Annotated in this window: 15 protein-coding genes, 1 tRNA gene, 2 pseudogenes and 1 riboswitch; of the genes and pseudogenes, 10 read left to right on the top strand and 8 right to left on the bottom strand. The window is 72.4% G+C overall.

Annotated elements, in window-relative coordinates; all coding sequences use genetic code 11:
- Nucleotides 1-3 precede the first annotated feature (3 nt).
- The 3 genes from KCQ71_RS23395 to KCQ71_RS23385 are packed head-to-tail and all read right to left on the bottom strand — an operon-like array spanning nucleotide 4 to nucleotide 2,945.
- The gene (locus KCQ71_RS23395) at nucleotides 4-804 is read right to left on the bottom strand and encodes an SDR family NAD(P)-dependent oxidoreductase (protein ID WP_223411019.1); all 801 of its coding nucleotides are present in this window, start codon (nucleotides 802-804) and stop codon (nucleotides 4-6) included.
- A complete protein-coding gene (gene serC / locus KCQ71_RS23390; protein WP_223411017.1) occupies nucleotides 804-1,910 on the bottom strand; it encodes a phosphoserine transaminase in 1,107 nt (368 codons plus the stop codon). The genes KCQ71_RS23395 and serC overlap by 1 nt, the downstream gene beginning before the upstream one ends.
- Before the next feature lie 33 nt (nucleotides 1,911-1,943).
- Nucleotides 1,944-2,945, bottom strand: a complete 1,002-nt coding sequence (locus KCQ71_RS23385; RefSeq protein WP_223411015.1) for a citrate/2-methylcitrate synthase — start codon at nucleotides 2,943-2,945, stop codon at nucleotides 1,944-1,946.
- Nucleotides 2,946-3,092: 147 nt separating this feature from the next.
- On the opposite strand from KCQ71_RS23385, the gene KCQ71_RS23380 reads away from it, so the two are divergent.
- The 3 genes from KCQ71_RS23380 (at nucleotide 3,093) to KCQ71_RS23370 (ending at nucleotide 5,995) form a co-directional block, all read left to right on the top strand.
- The gene (locus KCQ71_RS23380) at nucleotides 3,093-3,779 is read left to right on the top strand and encodes an iron-dependent transcriptional repressor DtxR (RefSeq protein ID WP_223411013.1); all 687 of its coding nucleotides are present in this window, start codon (nucleotides 3,093-3,095) and stop codon (nucleotides 3,777-3,779) included.
- Nucleotides 3,780-3,909: 130 nt separating this feature from the next.
- A riboswitch (cyclic di-AMP (ydaO/yuaA leader) is annotated at nucleotides 3,910-4,096 on the top strand.
- 60 nt (nucleotides 4,097-4,156) lie between these two features.
- Nucleotides 4,157-4,888 (top strand): C40 family peptidase, encoded by a 732-nt coding sequence (locus KCQ71_RS23375; RefSeq protein WP_223411011.1) that lies wholly within the window; start codon nucleotides 4,157-4,159, stop codon nucleotides 4,886-4,888.
- A 174-nt stretch (nucleotides 4,889-5,062) separates the two neighbouring features.
- Nucleotides 5,063-5,995, top strand: a complete 933-nt coding sequence (locus KCQ71_RS23370) for a universal stress protein (RefSeq protein WP_223411009.1) — start codon at nucleotides 5,063-5,065, stop codon at nucleotides 5,993-5,995.
- A gap of 45 nt (nucleotides 5,996-6,040) precedes the next feature.
- On the opposite strand, the gene rocD is transcribed toward KCQ71_RS23370, so the two are convergent.
- Together rocD and KCQ71_RS23360 are read right to left on the bottom strand one after the other, a co-directional pair.
- Complete coding sequence (gene rocD, locus KCQ71_RS23365; RefSeq protein ID WP_223411007.1) at nucleotides 6,041-7,207, bottom strand: ornithine--oxo-acid transaminase; 1,167 nt, start codon at nucleotides 7,205-7,207, stop codon at nucleotides 6,041-6,043.
- 363 nt (nucleotides 7,208-7,570) lie between these two features.
- A complete protein-coding gene (locus KCQ71_RS23360) occupies nucleotides 7,571-8,032 on the bottom strand; it encodes a hypothetical protein (protein ID WP_223411005.1) in 462 nt (153 codons plus the stop codon).
- 74 nt (nucleotides 8,033-8,106) lie between these two features.
- On the opposite strand from KCQ71_RS23360, the gene KCQ71_RS23355 reads away from it, so the two are divergent.
- Nucleotides 8,107-8,182, top strand: a tRNA-Arg gene (locus tag KCQ71_RS23355).
- Between the two features lie 11 nt (nucleotides 8,183-8,193).
- Here KCQ71_RS23355 and KCQ71_RS23350 read toward each other — a convergent pair.
- A complete protein-coding gene (locus KCQ71_RS23350) occupies nucleotides 8,194-9,045 on the bottom strand; it encodes a TIGR03619 family F420-dependent LLM class oxidoreductase (RefSeq protein ID WP_223411003.1) in 852 nt (283 codons plus the stop codon).
- A gap of 54 nt (nucleotides 9,046-9,099) precedes the next feature.
- Here KCQ71_RS23350 and KCQ71_RS23345 point away from each other — a divergent pair, with 54 nt between their 5' ends.
- The 5 genes and pseudogenes from KCQ71_RS23345 (at nucleotide 9,100) to KCQ71_RS23325 (ending at nucleotide 15,791) form a co-directional block, all read left to right on the top strand.
- Complete coding sequence (locus tag KCQ71_RS23345) at nucleotides 9,100-9,534, top strand: protein-tyrosine phosphatase family protein (protein WP_223411001.1); 435 nt, start codon at nucleotides 9,100-9,102, stop codon at nucleotides 9,532-9,534.
- Between the two features lie 243 nt (nucleotides 9,535-9,777).
- A pseudogene (locus KCQ71_RS23340) lies at nucleotides 9,778-9,912 on the top strand (LuxR C-terminal-related transcriptional regulator); the annotation flags it as partial.
- A gap of 46 nt (nucleotides 9,913-9,958) precedes the next feature.
- Nucleotides 9,959-10,294 carry a DUF488 domain-containing protein gene (locus tag KCQ71_RS23335; protein WP_223410999.1) on the top strand — a complete coding sequence of 112 codons (336 nt, stop codon included), beginning with the start codon at nucleotides 9,959-9,961 and terminating at the stop codon, nucleotides 10,292-10,294.
- 222 nt (nucleotides 10,295-10,516) lie between these two features.
- Nucleotides 10,517-15,142 carry a PDDEXK-like endonuclease domain-containing protein gene (locus KCQ71_RS23330; protein ID WP_223410997.1) on the top strand — a complete coding sequence of 1,542 codons (4,626 nt, stop codon included), beginning with the start codon at nucleotides 10,517-10,519 and terminating at the stop codon, nucleotides 15,140-15,142.
- Between the two features lie 217 nt (nucleotides 15,143-15,359).
- Nucleotides 15,360-15,791, top strand: coding sequence for an MscL family protein (locus tag KCQ71_RS23325; protein WP_308116686.1), 432 nt, complete (start codon nucleotides 15,360-15,362; stop codon nucleotides 15,789-15,791).
- 92 nt (nucleotides 15,792-15,883) lie between these two features.
- Here KCQ71_RS23325 and KCQ71_RS23320 read toward each other — a convergent pair whose 3' ends face one another.
- Nucleotides 15,884-16,528, bottom strand: coding sequence for a CpaB family protein (locus KCQ71_RS23320; protein WP_223410994.1), 645 nt, complete (start codon nucleotides 16,526-16,528; stop codon nucleotides 15,884-15,886).
- A gap of 149 nt (nucleotides 16,529-16,677) precedes the next feature.
- On the opposite strand from KCQ71_RS23320, the gene KCQ71_RS27805 reads away from it, so the two are divergent.
- Nucleotides 16,678-16,986 carry a hypothetical protein gene (locus KCQ71_RS27805; protein ID WP_308116692.1) on the top strand — a complete coding sequence of 103 codons (309 nt, stop codon included), beginning with the start codon at nucleotides 16,678-16,680 and terminating at the stop codon, nucleotides 16,984-16,986.
- Between the two features lie 62 nt (nucleotides 16,987-17,048).
- Here the strand turns inward: KCQ71_RS27805 and KCQ71_RS27800 are convergent.
- Nucleotides 17,049-17,144: pseudogene (locus KCQ71_RS27800) on the bottom strand (FmdB family zinc ribbon protein); the annotation flags it as partial.
- Between the last annotated feature and the right edge of the window lie 110 nt (nucleotides 17,145-17,254).

The raw sequence follows: 17,254 nt of genomic DNA, 5'->3' as shown, positions 1-17,254 counted from the left end.
GCCCTAGAAGTCTCGGATCCGGACCAGCGGACCGGTCATGAAGCCACCGTCGACCGGCAGGTTGACGCCCGTGATCCAGGACGCGTCGTCCGAGGCCAGGAAGGCGACGGCGGCCGCCACCTCGTCCGGCTGGCCCACCCGGCCCATCGGGTAGAGCTGAGCCATCTTGTCCAGCGTCTCCAGCTGCTCGGGGCCGCCCTCCGTCCAGTTCCTGGTCACGATGGTGCCGGGGGAGACCACGTTCGAGCGGACCCAGCCCGATCCGCCGCCGACGGTGCCCTGCACCTTCGGCCCGTACTCGACCGCGACGTTCATGGACGCGTTGATCAGGGCGGCCTTGGCCGCCGAGTACGGCACGTCACCGACCGCCGTCATCCCGTTCACCGACGCGATCGAGACGATCCGGCCGCCGCCGGCGGCCCGCAGCAACTCGGGCAGGCACGCCTGGATGCACCGCACCGCACCGCGCAGGGTGGGCCCGACCTGGCGGTCCCACTCGGCGTCGTCGAGGTCCTCGAGCGTCCCTCCACCGGCCACCCCGACGTTGTTCACGAGGATGTCGATGCCGCCGAACTCCTCGACCGTCGCCGCCACCGCCGCGTCGATGCCGGCGCGGTCGGTGACGTCCATACGCAGGGCGAGTCCCGTCGTCGGCAACCCGCCGACGACGGCCTCGACCGCCGGCAGGTCGAGATCCACACCGGCCACCCGCGCACCCTCGGCGGCGAGCCGGCCGGCGATCGCCGCACCGATGCCGTGCCCGGCTCCGGTGACCAGGGCCACCCGGCCGGTGAGGCCGCGCATCAGCGGTGCTCGATCACGTAGTCGATGCACGCGGTCAGGGCCGCGACGTCGGCCGGGTCCACCGACGGGTACATGCCCACCCGGAGCTGGTTGCGGCCGAGCTTGCGGTACGGCTCGGTGTCGACCACGCCGTTCTCCCGCAGGGTCGCCGCCAGTGCGGCCGCGTCCACGCTCGGGTCGAACTCGATGGTGCCGACCACGGGGGAGCGGGCCTCGACGGCGGTCACGAACGGTGACGCGTACTCCGAGGACTCCGCCCAGCCGTACAGGTTCGCCGCGGACGTGGCGCTGCGGTGGGCGGCGGCGGCCAGGCCACCGGAGTCCAGGAGCCAGTCCAGCTGCTCGGCCATCAGCACCAGCGTGGCGATCGCGGGGGTGTTCAGGGTCTGGTCCTTGCGCGAGTTCTCCACGGCCACCGGCAGGGACAGTGACTCCGGCACCCACCGGCCGGCCAGCTCGGCGACCCGCTCCAGCGCGGCGGGGGACAGCAGCGCGAACCAGAGCCCGCCGTCGGAGCCCATCGCCTTCTGCGGTGCGAAGTAGTAGGCATCGCTCTGGCCGACGTCCACGCCGACCCCACCTGCCGCGGACGTCGCGTCCACGAGCATCAGGGCGTCGGTGCCCGGCACCCGCTGCACGGGGGCGAGCACGCCGGTGGACGTCTCGTTCTGGGCCCAGGCATAGGAGTCGACGGCGTCGCTCGGGCTGGGCAGGGCGAGCTCGCCCGGGGTGGCCTCGATGATCTCGGGCTCGGCCAGGAACGGGGCGCGGGTCGCCGCCGCGGCGAACTTGGCACCGAACTCGCCGGTGGACACGTGCTGCGAACGCTCCCGGATCAGACCGAACGTGGCGGCGTCCCAGAAGAACGTGGCGCCGCCGTTGCCGAGCACCACCTCGTAGCCGTCGGGCAGGTCGAACAGGGTGGCCAGTGACTCCCGCACCCGGCCGACCAGGGACTTCACCGGTGCCTGTCGGTGTGAGGTGCCGAGCACCGTCGTGCCGAGGGCGGCCAGGGCATCCACCTGGGCGGGCCGGATCAGGCTCGGTCCGCAGCCGAAGCGGCCGTCGGCGGGGAGGAGGTCGGCGGGGATGGCGAGAGTGCTCACGCCCCGATCATTCCAGGTTCGAGCGGGCCCTCGTCACCCGTTCGAGGCTCGTCGCTCCTGGTGCACCTGGGTGATGTGGGCGCTCCAGCCGGCGAGCCGGGCGCACGCGAACATCGCGGTGAACATCCGGGCCGGGACCCGTGCCGAGTCGAGCAGGAGACCCGCCCAGAACATCACGTGGTCGCCGCGGTCGACGGGCAGCGCAAGGCCGCGGTCGGCGTACTCGGCCCGGGCCGCGTCGGCGACCGCGGTGGCCACCTCGAGCCGCTCGATGTTCAGGTCCGCGGCGACCTGGCGCAACGCCGTCACCCGGGGGTCGGCCCCGGCGTACCCGGAGTTGCCGAAGCCGAACAGGGTGCCGGCCTCGAAAGCGGCCCGGACGGCGGCGCGTGCGTCGCCGAGGTCCTCGGCGGCGTCGAGGAGGCCGAGGGAGCGGGCCGTGGCACCGCCGCCGATCGGGCCACTGGAGGCCGCCACCGCTCCGGACAGGCACGCGGCGGCGTCCGCGCCGGTCCCCGCGATCAGGCGGGCCGCGCGGGTGGAGGTGGACAGGCCGTGCTCGGCCAGGGCCACCCAGCAGGCGTTGATCGCGGTCGCCTCGTGCTCGGGCACCTCGCCGTGCCAGGTCATCAGGAACCGCTCCGCCAGGCCGCCGGCGCCGACGATCTCCCGCCGGCCGATCGAGGGCAGGTTCTCGCTGCGCGCGGACTGCGCGAGGATCGAGAACGCCATCGCCGAGGCGCGGGCGAGATCGGTGCGCAACCGGACGCCGTCGATGTCCTCAAGCGGCAGGAAGCCCCACACCGGAGCCAGTGCGGCCAGCGCCGCCTGCAGGTCCACCCGGTGATCCCCGGTGCGCAGGGGCAGCGGGAACGACTCGGCGGGTGCCAGGACCGCGCCGTCCAGGGTGCCGTCGACGAGCAGCGTCCACACCTGCCCGTACGGACGCGTGCGGACCAGGTCACCGACGTCGTGACCGCGGTATCGGAGCCCGGCGGCGGGGTCCACGGTGGAGATCGGGGGTATGACACTCATCACGGTGAAGGGTAGGTGATCGCGGCCCTCGCGCGGACCAGTGCCGACCGCCGCGGGCGCCGTGACCCGTCGGGTCCGAGGGCCGATCTCGCGTGGCAGCGACTAGGGTGAGTCGAGATTCTGGAGCAAGGGGATGGATAGGACGCCATGGCCGATCTGATCGACACCACCGAGATGTACCTGAAGACGGTTTTCGAGCTCATCGAGGATGGGATCGTGCCGCTGCGGGCCCGGATCGCCGAGCGGCTGGGCCACTCCGGTCCGACCGTCTCCCAGACCGTCGCGCGGCTGGAACGGGACGGTCTGATGGTCGTCACCGGGGATCGGCACCTGGAGCTGACCGAGGAGGGCATGGCGCGCGCCACCCGGGTGATGCGCAAGCACCGCCTCGCGGAGCGCCTGCTCACCGACGTGATCGGGCTGGACTGGCCGCACGTGCACGAGGAGGCGTGCCGCTGGGAACACGTGATGAGCCGGCAGGTCGAGGAGCGCCTGCTCACGCTCATGAACCACCCGGACCACGACCCGTACGGCAACCCGATCCCCGGGTTGGAGGAGTTCGGCGAGGCGAAGGTCCCGGTCGATCTCGGCGTGGCGCTCGCGGACGCCGCCCGCGAGGAGCCCACCGAGTTCGTGCTGTCCCGCATCGGGGAGCCCCTCCAGGTGGACGTGGAACTGCTCGCCCGGTTCAGCGAGGCGGGGGTTCGCCCCGGCGCCACCCTGACCTCGCAGCGCCGGCAGGACGTCATCACGGTCAGCGTGGAGGGCGCCGAGTACGCCCTGGACCTGCCCGAGGAGACCGCGCGGCACCTCTTCGTGAAGGTCGGCAAGTAGGTCGTCGGGCCGTGGCCGGCGCGCGTTGAGACACACTTCGTGATCAGAACGTGACAATCGCCGGGACCGTCATGTAGCCTCAACCTCGCTCGACGAAACCCTCCTTCGGCGAGTACCTCGGATGGAACGCCTAGCCCTGTCACCGAACGAGGTTCCCGTATCAGCAGAGACAGGGACGGGGGACCCAATCCTTGTGGAGTTCACAGAAGTCGAAGAACTCCTTGGGGTGAAGTCCCGCCGGACCGTGAGGTCCGGTAGACCGGGTGATCTCCCACCCGAACCCGACAGCTCACCTCGTAGGCGTCAGGAGAGGTACCACTTTGACTGAATGCATCGCAGGCGCTCGGCACCGAGCCGCACGCCGCCCCGTCACCCCCTTGACCACGTTCGGTCAGGCCGTCACGGGGACCGTCGGTCGCCGCGCCGTCGCCGCTGTGGCCTCCTCGGGGATCATCCTCACGCTGAGCGCGTCGGCCGGCATCGCCGCCCCGAACAACGTCGCTCCCGTGCAGGCCGCGAACCTGACGGCTGCCGCCGCTGCGAACTTCGACTCCCCGGACACCACGTCCGAGGTCGTCACCGTCGCCGCCGACGCCGCCTGGACGTTCACTGCCGTCGAGGCGACCTCCGAGGCCGCTCCGCCGCCGCCCCCGCCCCCGCCACCGGTCGTGCGCACCACGCCGGCCCGCACCACGACGGCGGACAGCCAGGCGTCGCGGAGCACCGAGCGTGAGGCCGTCGAGGAGACGCCCGCCGCTCCGCAGGTGACCTCGGCTTCCGCCGCGGCCGTCATCGACATCGCCTACCGCTACGTCGGCACCCCGTACGTGTACGGCGGTGGCACGCCGTCCGGGTTCGACTGCTCCGGGTTCACGTCCTACGTGTTCGCCCAGGTGGGCATCAGCCTGCCGCGCAGTTCCTCCGCCCAGCGTGGCGCCGGCACCATCGTGTCGGCCTCCGAGGCGCAGCCCGGTGACCTGATCTGGTGGCCCGGCCACGTCGGCATCTACCTCGGTGGCAACCAGCACATCGCCGCCCGGAACCCCGGCACCCCGCTGACCGCCGGCCCGATCTACCGCTCGAACCCCACCTTCATCCGGGTTCTCTGAGCAACGATCCCCCCGATGAATGGCCCGCCCCCAGCAGGGGCGGGCCATTCGTCTTTTTCGGGTGGGTGAACTTCTCGTTTCAGTTCGCCGATCGCGCGTGGGCAAGGCTGCGGGGTGCGCTCGGACGGGGCACAATGGTCAAAGAGATTCCCAAGGGACGGCGGTGAAGCGGTCATGGAACACGAACAGGTGGTCCTTGTCGGGGTGGATGGCTCAGCGGCGAGTCTGAACGCCCTCGACTGGGCGGTCGCCCAGGCGAAGCGGGTCGGTTGGCGGCTGCATCTGGTGTGCGCGTACGCGCTGCCGACCTTCGCGGCAGCCTCGCTCGACGGCGGTTACGCCACCCTGGACGACACCGCGATCCGGGAGGGTGCGCAGGCCGTCCTCGATGAGGCCATGGAGCGCGTCAGCGGTCGGGGCGTCGACGTGACCAGCGCCCTCGAGACCGGCGACGCGGCCGGGGTGCTGGTGGACCTGACCAAGCAGGTATGCCTGGCGGTGGTCGGCACCCGGGGCACGAGTGGGTTCGCGGAGCGGATCCTTGGCACCGTCTCCTCCGCGCTGCCTGCGCACGCACACTGCCCCACGGTGGTGGTGCCGCTGCGCGAGGGTGAGGAGACGCCGATCCCGGTCAAGCGGATCGTGGTGGGCGTCGACGGCTCGGAATCGGCCAAGGTCGCGCTGACCCGGGCAATCGAGGAGGCCGAGGTCTGGGGCGCCGAGCTGACGGCGGTGGTGGCCGTGCCGATCGGCGCCGGCGCGGGGCTGCTCGGCTGGCTGCCCGCGTCCGTGGACCGGGAAGGCGTGCTGGCCGACGTCAAGGAAGGCCTGAACGTCGCGGTCGACCACGCCCTCGAGGGACGGGACCTGACCGTCCGCCGGCACGCCCTCGACGGCAACGGTGCCGCCCTGCTCTCGGAGTTCTCCACCGCGGTCGACCTGGTCGTGGTCGGCTCGCGCGGGCGCGGCGGATTCGCCGGGATGCTGCTCGGCAGTACCTCGCAGCAGGTGCTGCACCACTCGGCGTGCCCGGTGATGGTCGTACCGACGCGGGTCGCGGATGAGGGCCTGCCGCCGATCGCGATGGGCTGGAAGCGCCGGCCCTGACCGGCCCGAGGCCCCGTCAGACCCCGGACCGGTCGTCTGGCCCCCTCACGCGCGCAGGGCGGCCGTGAGCGCGTCCATGACTTGGTGCAGCTCGTCCTCGGTGACGCACAGGGGCGGCGCGAACCGGATCGTGTTGCCGTGGGTCTCCTTCGCGATCACGCCGCGCTCGGCGAGCCTGATGCTCACCTGGCGCCCGGTCAGGTTCGCCACGTCCACGCCCATCCACAGCCCGAGGCAGCGCACGTCGGTGAGCAGGCCGTCGGCCACAAGGTCCTTGGCCCGCTCGGCCAGGATCGGGCTCAGCGTCCGGGCTCGCTCCTGGTAGTACCCGGTGCCGAGGATCTTCGTGACTGCCAGACCGACGGCGCAGGCGAGCGGGTTGCCGCCGAACGTCGAGCCGTGGGTGCCCGCGGTCACGACCTCGATCACATCCCTGCGGCCGACCAGCGCCGACGTCGGGATGATGCCGCCGCCGAGCGCCTTGCCGAGCGTGGTCAGGTCCGCCCGCACCCCGGACAGATCCTGGGTGAGGGTGGCTCCGGTACGGCCGAGCCCGGACTGGATCTCGTCCAGCACCAGGAGCACGTTCGCGGCCGTGCAGGTGGCGCGGAGTGCCTCGAGGTAGTCCTCCGGCGGGATGATCACCCCGGCCTCGCCCTGCACGGGTTCCACGAGCACGGCCACGGTGGTCTCGTCGATCGCCTCGGCCACGGCCGCGGCGTCCCCGTAGGGCACCACCCGGAACCCCGGTGTGTAGGGGCCGAACCCCTCCCGGGCCTCCGGATCGGTGGACATCGAGATGATCGTCGTGGTGCGGCCGTGGAACGCGTTCGCGGCCACGATGATCGTGGCGTCGTAGCGCGGCACACCCTTCACGTCGTAACCCCACTTGCGGGCCGTCTTGATGGCGGTCTCCACCGCCTCCGCGCCGGTGTTCATGGGCAGCAGCATCTCGGTGCCGGTGAGCGCGGTGACGGCCTCGGCGAACGGGAGCAGGCGGTCGTTGCCGATCGCGCGTGCGGTGAGGGTGACCCGGTCGAGCTGGGCGTGCGCGGCCGCCGTCAGCTCGGGGTTGCGATGTCCGAAGTTCAGCGCCGAGTATCCCGCGAGGCAGTCGATGTAGCGGTTGCCGGCGGTGTCGGTGATCCACACGCCGTCGCCGTCGGCGATATCGATGTCGAGCGGGGCGTAGTTGACCGCGAGGGCGCTCATGCCGCGATCACCTCCGTGCGCAGGGCCGGCGTGTGGCCGGTGACGCGGTCGCGGATCGGACGGCGGAGGCCGGCGTGCGCGGGTGGGCACGTCCGGTCGTGGCGGTGCATCATCGAACCTCCAGATGGGTGAGCGGAAGTCAGGCCATTCTCACATGCTGAGACGTCCCGCGGCTAGCGATCGGCGCCACCACGCGCCGCGGCCTCGCCGGCCACGCTCGCCTCGGCCGACCGTGCTGTTGCCCCCTGTTCCAGTCGCGTTCCAACGTGGGAAGTGCGCGCTCGACACACCGTCACGACTGGCGGGGCAGCGGGCGGCGGGCCGCGGGCCATGGTCCGGTGGTGGTGGCGGAGGCGCCCGGCCTCAGTCGCGCTCGGTGGCCTCCGCGAGCAGTCGCAGGGCGCGGGCCGTCATCAACCCCAGCAAGGGGGACACGATCGCCTCGGCCGGCCGCCACGGCGCCACCAGCCGGACGTCCTCGGTCCAGTCCACGCGGGCCGTCGCCGGCCCGAGGGCCGTGACGACGATCTCGGCGGTACCGAGCAGCACCGGGCCGAGTTTGCGGTACACGGCCCGCCCGACCGGGGCGACGGCGGAGCCTCGGTTCGCGACGCCGTCGGGCCTTTCGTAGTGGGTCAGCAGCATGACGTCCCGGAGCAGCCCTGCGGACGTGGCGACCACCCGATCGCCCACGCGGGGCCGGCGGGCCGGCGCGCAGATGCGCGTCAGCGGGATCAGCCGCTCGTGGTTGGCGAGCGCCGTGACCCGGTCGAACAGGGCCGAGGCGTCCAGGCCGATCACGCGGGAGGTGACGGTGGCGGGCACGGCTCCACGGTGTCACACCGCACCGGCGTCCGCTTCGCTTCGATGGCCGCCGGGCCGGTAGTCTTCCACCTTGGGCCCCCGTAGCTCAGGGGATAGAGCAACCGCCTCCTAAGCGGTAGGTCGCGCGTTCGAATCGCGCCGGGGGCACCAGGGGTCGGCGTTCAAGCTCCGGACGTGGCACCCAGGTGGTGGGCGGTCAGCGGCGGGGCCAACGCCCCGGCCAGCGCCTCCATCCGTTCGCGCGTGCCGTCCCAGGCGCTGAAGTGGACAGCCACCCGCGTGGCCCCCGCAGCCCGGTACGCGGCGACCTCGTCGGCGATCTGTTCGACCGGCACGGCACCGTCCCAGCCGATCCGCAGCGCGGCCACCACGTTACGCTCGCCCGCGAGCTCGGCTAGCCGGTGTGCCCGTTCGGCGAACGCGACCGGGCTCGCGGGGATGCCCTGCCAGATGTCGGCGTACCGCGCCGCACGTCGCAGCGCCGCGTCGCTGTTGCCGCCGACCATGATCGGCACGCCGCCCTCCGGGACGGGGGCGAACACCCCGTGCTGGTAGGAGAACCGTCGGGCCCGATAGGGCGCGGTGCCTGCTTCGAACAGGTGGCGCAGCAGGGCCAGCACGTCGTCGGTGACCGCGCCCCGGTTGCGGTACTCGGCGCCGACCGCGTCGAACTCCTGCTCGCTCCAGCCGACCCCGAGGCCCAGGACGACCCGGCCCGCCGAGAGGTGGTGCAGCGTGGCGACCTGCTTGGCGAGGACGAACGGGTTGCGGAGGGGGGCGACCAGCACCGAGGTACCCAGCCGCAGGCGCTCGGTGACGGCGGCCAGATGCCCGATCGCGACCAGCGGTTCGTACACCCCGCCGAACGTCGCGCCGTACTCCCCGGGCGGCAGCACATGGTCGGGCAGCCATGCGGTGGCATACCCGAGATGCTCGGCCGCGCGGGCAAGGTCGACGAGCGCTGCCACGGACATCGACGGCGACTCATCGGGCAGCACGACCTCGAGTTCCATGTCAGAGACGAACCGCACCCGCGCGGGGCCTATTCCGCCCCTAGTCTGGAGTTTGTGAGTACGTGGGATCCGGGCGCCGGGGTGGTGGAGCTTCCCGATGGTCGCCACGTCCGTGGCACCGGTTGGCGCCGACCCCGCGGTGGCGTTCCGGTCCCGGACTTCGCGGTCTACCTGCTGGGGCGCGATCCCCGGATCGAGGGATGGCCGTGCCGGTGGGTCCGCTGGCGCGACTTCGGCCGGCCCGCCTCCACCGAGGCCGCCCTGGATGCCCTGCGCGAGGCTCACCGACGGGCGGGCACGGAGCGGGTCGAGGTCGCCTGCGGTGCCGGTGTCGGTAGGACCGGGACGGCTCTGGCCGTGCTGGCGATCGAAGCAGGGCTCGACGCAGAGGAAGCCGTGGGCTGGGTGCGTGCGCACTACCACCCGCGCGCAGTGGAGACCCGCCGGCAGCGACGGTGGCTCGACGAGATCGCAAGACACCGCGAGTAACGCGCGCATCCACCGATCGGTTGACGCCCGCACCACCGGACCGGCGTCGGTCTGTGGCCGGGCGGTTGATCCGGCGAGCCGCGCCGCCGAGCACTGTTGAGGCCTGGCAATCATCGAGGGTCTAGCTAGCCACCCTCGACGCCGGCACGATCCGCGTCTGCGGGCACCGACCCGGCGCCGATCCGCTCTCACAGCCCGAGCTGGAGGTGCTCGAACTGGTTGCCGACGGCCGACCGAGACGCGGCGCGCGCCCTGTTCATCAGTGAGGCGACCGTCAAGACGCACCTCCTGCATGCGTGCGCCAAACTCGGCGTCAACGACGGTGCGGCCGCCATCGCCATCGCGTTCTCCCGTGGCTACCTGACGCCCCGGGAGTGAGAGTGTGAGTGTGCACCGCCGTTCGAGTACTCTAGGAGGAGGACCGATGATCGCGATCAAGCGGGTCTACGAGGACCGCACCGCCGACGAGGGGTACGGCATCCTCGTGGACCGGATCTGGCCGCGCGGAGTCCACAAGGGACGCATCGACGTCTGGTTGAAGGGCGTCGGACCGAGCAACGAGCTGCGCACCTGGTTCGGACACGAGCCGCCGAAGTTCGAGGAGTTCACCCGCCGCTACCGCGACGAACTCGACGCCAACGCCGACGTGGCGACGCTCCGGGATCTCATCGGCACGCACGGCGACGTCACGCTGCTCTACGGTGCGAAGGACACCGAACACAACCAGGCCGTGGTCCTCAAGACCTACCTCGAGGCCTGATCCGGGCCGAAGTTTGCATTCGGAGCATCTGCGGGCCACACTCTTCCTCGGCGGTGTGCGTCGCCTGCCCCCTGCGTGGCGCACACCGTCCTTCCATGTCCGGAGCCGGTGTGGGCCTGACCGCCGCCGAAAGGCGCGGTATGTGGCCGTGATCGCACCGTTGCACGCCGACGTCGGCGGGTCAGAGTGCTATCCGGGCCAGGAGTTCGTTAGCGTGGTCTGGTGACCCCGCCCGTTCGATTCCCGCTGCCCGGCGGCCGCAAGGCCTCCCCGGCACCGCAGCCTCCCGACGAGGAGACCGCTCCGGAACCGACCGCGCGGGAGCGCACGGTCGCGGAGGCCGCGGCGCAGTGGCGCAACCGGCTCGCCGACCTCGCCGGTGGCAGCGCCCTCTGGGACGTGGACGCGCTCGGTGACGCGCTCGTCGATCTGACCGCGGCCCACCCCAGTGGTATCGCGCAGCTCTTCGCGGGACGCGCGACCCGGCTGTCCAACTTGGTCCGGGAGGGCTCCGCGCTCACCCAGGCCCGGCGGCGCGCCCGGGTCATGGGTGCCCGGACCGAGGAACTCGCCCAGCGCTACGGGGTGGCTCCCACCTACGTCGCCGTCGGCGTCGCCACCTGGCGAACGGAGTCTCCCGGCGAGGCCGCCCGGGAGCCGTACCCGGCCACCCCGGCGAGCGGCACCGAGGTCTCTGGTGTGCGGGCCGCTGCGCCCGGTACGGACACGGGCCCGACGGCGGAGCCTGAGCCGGGTGCGACGGCGGAGGCCGAGTTGGCCGCTGACGCGGGCACGGTGCCCGCGCTGGGCGCGGACGGCGCCACCCCGGCGTCGGGTGTGAGCACGCCGACCACCCGGCTCGTGCACGCACCCGTGCTGCTGCGCCCGGTGCGCCTGACCGGACACGGCACCGAGGCGGAGATCGATCTCGAACTCGACCCCGCCGTCGAGGTCAACTCAGTGCTGGTGCGCGAACTGCGCGCCCACGGGGTCGACGTGGACCCGGCCGAGGTCGCGCGGTCCACGATGGGCACGCACGGCTTCTCCCCGAGCCCGGCTCTGGCCACGATCGAGGAGCTCGGCCGGGCCCTGCCCGAGTTCCGGATCGACGCCCGGATCATCGTCGGCGCGTTCGTGCACCCGGGGCAGGCCCTCGCGGACGATCTCGACGCCCAGCAGGCCGGCCTCGCCGAGCACGAGGTGGTGGCCGCGCTCGCGGGCGACAGTGAGGCCCGGGCCGCGCTGCGGTCGACCGTGCCCGCCGCCGAGCCGGAGGACCGGGACCCCACGACCGAGCGCGGTGCGGGGGACCTGGACGCGGGCCAGCACCGGGTCCTGGACGCGGTGCGCGCCGGCGGCCACGTGCTCGTCGACGCCCCGCCCGGGGTGGATGTGCCGGCCACGGTCACCGCGGTGGTGGCGCAGGCCGCCGCTGAGGGCCAACGCGTGCTGTACGTGCCCGGCACCCGCCGGGCCGCACGTGCTCTGTTGGACGCGATGCGCGCCGTCGGCGTCGGCGACCTGGCCCTCGACCTGAGCAACGATCCGAGCTGGAACACCACCGCGGCCCGCAGCCTCGTCGACGGGTTGAACCCGCCCGACCCGGAGGTGGACCCGGCCGCGGTCGCAGCGCAGCGCGAGGAACTGGTGACCGCTCGGCGGCGGCTCTCGGGATACATCAATGCCCTGCACACCCCGCGCCCGCCGTGGTCGGCGAGCGCCTACCAGGCGCTGCAGGCACTGGCTGAACTGACCGCGGCCCGGCCCGGACCTCGCACGCAGGTACGCCTGGCCGGTACCGCCGTGCGGTCGATGGACTCCGACGAGCGCACCCGTGCCCGCGAGGAGCTCGCCCGCGCCGGTGCCCTCGGTGCGTTCCAGCTCCGGGCCTCGGACACGCCGTGGTTCGGTGCCGAGCTGACCAGCGCCGACCACGCCAAGGCCACCCTCGAGGACGTCCGCGCGCTGAACGGGGTACTGCCGACGATGCGCGAGCAGGTTGCCGCGGCCGCAGCGCAGACCGGCCTCGACGAGGCGCAGAGTCTCGGCCAATGGGCCGAACAGCTGGCCCTGCTGGACGGCATCCAGTCGTCCCTGGACGTGTTCACGCCGCAGGTGTTCGAACGGTCCGCGACGGACATGGTGGCCGCCACCGGCACGAGGGCATGGCGGGTGCAGCACCAGGTGGACCTGTCCTGGGGTGCTCGACGACGGCTGCGCAAGCAGGCCAAGGACCTGCTCCGTCCCGGCGTCACCGTCGGTGACCTGCACGCGGAACTGGTCGAGGTCGCCGCGCGCCGGGACGTGTGGCGCCGGCACTGCGCGGGCGGTGGCTGGCCACGTGTGCCCGAACAGATGACGGCGATCGGACGGACCGCGCAGGAGGTCACCGACCTCGTCGACCGGCTCTCCCCGGTGCTGGACCCCGCCCTCGGTGGCCGTAGCCTCGCCGAGGTGCCCCTGGCCGAGCTCGCCACCCGCATCGAGCGGCTCGGCGCCGACGACGCGGCGGCGCGCCAGATGCCCGAGCGGGCCGCCGTGCTCGCCAAGCTCAACGGGCTCGGCCTCGCACCGCTGGTCGCGGACCTGAGTCAGCGTCGGGTACCGACGAGCCTGGTGGGCGCCGAGTTCGACCTGGCCTGGTGGTCGAGCGTGCTCGAGGAGATGCTCGCCGAGGACCCGGCCATGGCCGGACTCGAGGCCGAGTCCCTGGACGAGGCCGCCGACCGGCTCCGGGAGCTGGACGAGGTCCAGACCACCAGCCTGGTGGCGCCCGTGCTGGCAGGTTCGGCTGCGCGGGTACGGGCGGCGATCGCGGCCGACCGCCCGCGCGCTCAGGACTTCTACCGCGAGGTGATGCGGGGAACCACCGACCTCAAGGCGCTGCTGGCCAGATTCGGTGACGTCGCCTGGGCCCCACGGCCGGTCTGGATCGTCCCGCCGATGGTGGTGCCGCAGGTGCTCCCGCCCGGCCGGGACATCGACCTGCTCGTGCTCGACGCCGTTCAGCACCTGCCGGTCGAGCAGGCCATCTCGGCGATCGCCCGGGCCCGGCAGGTCGTCGTCTTCGGCGACACCCGCCGCGGCGGCACCGGGACGGTGCGCGCACTGGACCTCCTGCCGCGGGCCACGCTGCCCGGGGACCGGGTGGACCAGGACACAGACATCGCCGCGTTCCTCGCCCGGCACGGCTACGCGGACATCATCATGCCGGTGCCGGCCCCGCCGCACAGCCCTCGGATCGCCCTGGACCTGGTGGACGGGACCGGGATGCCGGCGCCGGGCTCGGACGTGGTCGAGAGCGTGCAGGCCGAGGTGGACCGGGTCGTCGACCTCGTCATCGACCACGCGTTGACCCGGCCGGAGCAGTCGCTGGCCGTGATCGCGCTGAACAGCCGGCATGCGGACCGGGTCCGTGAGGCCGTCCTGTCCACGGCCGCGGGCAGTGCGGCGATGTCCTCGTTCTTCGACCAGTCCGGCACGGACGCCTTCACCGTCGTCGACGTGGAGTCGGTCGCCGGGCTGCGCCGGGACGCGATCATCCTCAGCCTCGGCTACGGGAAGACCCCGCACGGCCGGGTGCTGCACCGGTTCGGGGCGGTCTCCGGACCGGACGGTGCCGAGTACCTCGTCGACGCGCTGGACGCGGTACGGCACCGGCTCACCGTCGTCAGCTGCCTCTCCCCGGAGGATCTCGACCCGGACCGGCTCCGCTCCGAGGGCGCCCGGATGCTCAAGGACGTGCTCGCCCTCGCCGCGAGCGGTCACGCCGAGCTCGACGAGGACACCGACGACCATGTCCCCGACCGGCTGCTCGTGGATCTCGCCGAGCGGCTCTGGCGTCTCGGTCTCACCGTGGTGCCGCGCTACGGCGTGCCCGGGGGAGTCCGCATCCCGCTCGCCATCGGTCACCCGGACCTGCCCGGGGAGCTGCTGGTCGCCGTGCTCACCGACGACCCGGAGTACGTCGCCGAACCGAGCCTGCGACGGCGGGACCGGCACTGGGTGCAGCGGCTGACGAACCGCGGGTGGCGGGTCCGGATGGTGTTCTCCACGGCTGTGTTCATGGACCCCCAGGGCGAGGCCGAGCGGATCGCGGCCGACGTCCACGCGGTGCTGGCCGAACGGAACGTGACGGTCACCCGGCCCGGTTCGGGCGCCCCGCCCACCCAGCTCAGGGACGAGGACGACGCGGCCACTGCCGAGGGCGACCCGGCCCGGCCCACCACGTCCGCCCGCGGCCTGGCCATGGTCGGCGCGCAGCCGTCCCGCCCGGTCACCACGTCGCCGATCGCCGGCCTACGTGGGGATCGACCCGACGTGACCCCGGGTCAACCGTTGAGCCGATACGGCGACGACGAGCTCGATGCCCTGGTGGCCTGGATCAGTTCCGACTCCGTGCCCCGGTCCACGGACGAGCTGCGCGAGGAACTGCGCGCCGAGCTCGGTATCGCCCGGCGCGGCACACACGTGGACGCGGTCCTCGGGGCCGCGGTGCGACGCTCGGGGCTTGCCACCGTGCCCCTTGGCAGTTCGGCGGCCACGAAGGCTGATGCAGACCCGGACGCCCCGGAGGCCGACAGTGCCCCGGGTGCAGTGGAGGCGGATGCGGACCCGGGCGTCGCAGCGGCCGACACCGCCGCTGACGATGCCGCTGCTGATGCAGACGCCGCCTCTGCTGACGGCGCCGCCTCCGCTGACGCTGACGCCGCGACTCGCCCGTCCGGCCAGTCCGAGCCGACGATCCCGAACCGGGCCTGGGAGGACGACGACCGCGCCTGGGGCGAGGGCTCGTCCGACTCCGACGACGACCGGCTCCGACGCGACGTCCCCCCGCACTGGTCCTGAGGCACTTGTCCTGACGCACTGATCTCGGCGGCGCTGGGCGAGCGCACTGATCCAGTCGCATCGAACCGGGTGCCGACGGCCAGGGAGCGCCAAGTCACGGTACGGACGGTGTGTCGGGCCTCCCTTCCGACACGCCCGGATCGTCGCTTATGGAGCGTTCAAGGTGCGGTTGTGTCAGGAGTGACTACCTTGGTCCCCGGACACATATTCATCACGATTGCGCCGCAATCACTCCGCATCCGGCTGTGCAGCCATCAGAGAGAGGGGACCAGCCTTGGGCGGTTTCAAGGACTTCATCATGCGGGGCAACCTGGTCGAACTTGCCGTGGCCTTCATCATGGCCACGTCGTTCGCCGCGGTTGTCACCGCGTTCACGAACATCATCCTCGAGATCATCGCGAAGGCCGGCGGCGCGCCGAACTTCGACGAGTGGGCTCCGGGCGGGTTCACGACGGTCGGTCCGTTCCTGACGGCCGTCGTCGCCTTCCTCATCCTGGCCTTCGTGGTCTACTTCGGGATCGTCAAGCCCTACGAGGCCGTCAAGGCCCGGATGGTCACCCCGGCCGAGGAAGCGGCCGCAGAGACTGCGGAGGAGATCGCGCTGCTGCGTGAGATCCGCGACTCCCTGCGCCCGGGCAACCAGGCCTGATCGGGCCTGGCCGGGATCTCCGGTCGTGAGGGGTGGGAGCCAACAGGCTCCCGCCCCTCACCTGTGCCCGTTCCCGTTCGACAACGATCGGTTCAGTCCCGGTCGATGAGCACGGCGCGGAACGGGGCCACCGCGCTCGCCCCGCTCACGCGGGCGGCGTCCCGGGCAGCGACGGCAGCGATCACCACACCCGTGACGCCGGCCGGGCTCGTCGCACCGAAGATCGAGGCATCCGGTTCTGCGGCGTCCACGCGGCTCAGGATCAGGGCCTCCGACGTGATCAGCTCGGACTCCAGGACCTGCCCACCGGAGTCCACCGGGGCCAGGTACAGGTCCAGCAGGTCACCGACCCGGACCAACTGGGCCAGCGCGGGATCCGCGAGCCGGATCGGGACGACGACGGTGTCGGCCGGCGCCGAAGCCGCCAGCCCGGGCCCGACGAGCAGGGTCGGAACCACGGGCATCCCGGGGGTCACGCCGATCGCGAGCGGCGCACCGACCGCCTCCGCGAGCGGCACCGTCTCCGGCGGCGGGTCCCGGACGCGCCGCACCTCCACGTCCGCGGCGGTCAGGACCGACCCTGCCGGGAGTGTGCCGGTGACCACGAGGACCTCCGTGGTCGGTGGTGCCGGTGGCCGCAGCTCGGCGAGTACCAGCACCGCGGCCCACGCCAGGCAGGCAGTGGCGAGCACGAAGCGGTAGCGCCACAGGACGGCGCGCCAACGGACGGCGGGCACGCGTGTTCGCTGCGTCCTGGTGCGGGGTCCCCGGTCGGCTCTCATCGCAGCCGACGGTAATCAGGTCACGCTCGCCACCGACCGGCCCTGCACGCGCCTGTGGACGCGCCGGCCGGACGTCGGGGCCTGTGCATGCCGGGAAGCGCCCCTTGGCAGCCCTCGGGGTCGCAGAGCGGGGACTGCGCGGGGCGTCAGTTCTGCGCGGGCGTCAGTTCGCGGCGGGAGCCGGGGCCTTGCTGCCGCTGCCGGAGGAGGAACTCGAGGAGGAACCGCCCGAGGACGACGTCTTCGAGGAACTGCCGTTCGAGGAGCTGTCGTTCGAGGAACCGCCCGATGACGAACCGCCCGACGACGATCCACTCGAGTCCGACGACGACGTGCTCTTCGAGGACGAGCCGGCCTCGCTCTTGCCCGCGCCCTCCGATGACGTCGAGGTGCCGCGCGAGTCCGTGCGGTAGAAGCCGGAACCCTTGAAGACCACACCCACCGGCGAGAACACCTTGCGCAGCCGAACTTCGTGGCAGTTCGGGCACTCGGTGAGCGCGTCGTCGCTGAAGGACTGGTAGATGTCGAACGCGTGGCCGCAGTTCTGGCAGGCGTAGGCGTAGGTCGGCACAGGGTCCTCCGGGATAACCAACAGGCGATCGGGCCGGCGCGTCGCCGACCCGATCGCTCATTCTACGCGCCCGCGATGCGTTGCCTCGCGCGCCGTCGGACGGCCGTTAC

Origin of the sequence: Occultella gossypii, assembly GCF_019947135.1 — a bacterium.
In the GTDB taxonomy this organism is placed as follows: Bacteria; Actinomycetota; Actinomycetes; order Actinomycetales; family Beutenbergiaceae; genus Occultella; species Occultella gossypii.
The sequence above is the reverse complement of the archived record's forward strand: the minus strand, read 5'-3'. Positions and strand labels throughout refer to the sequence as shown.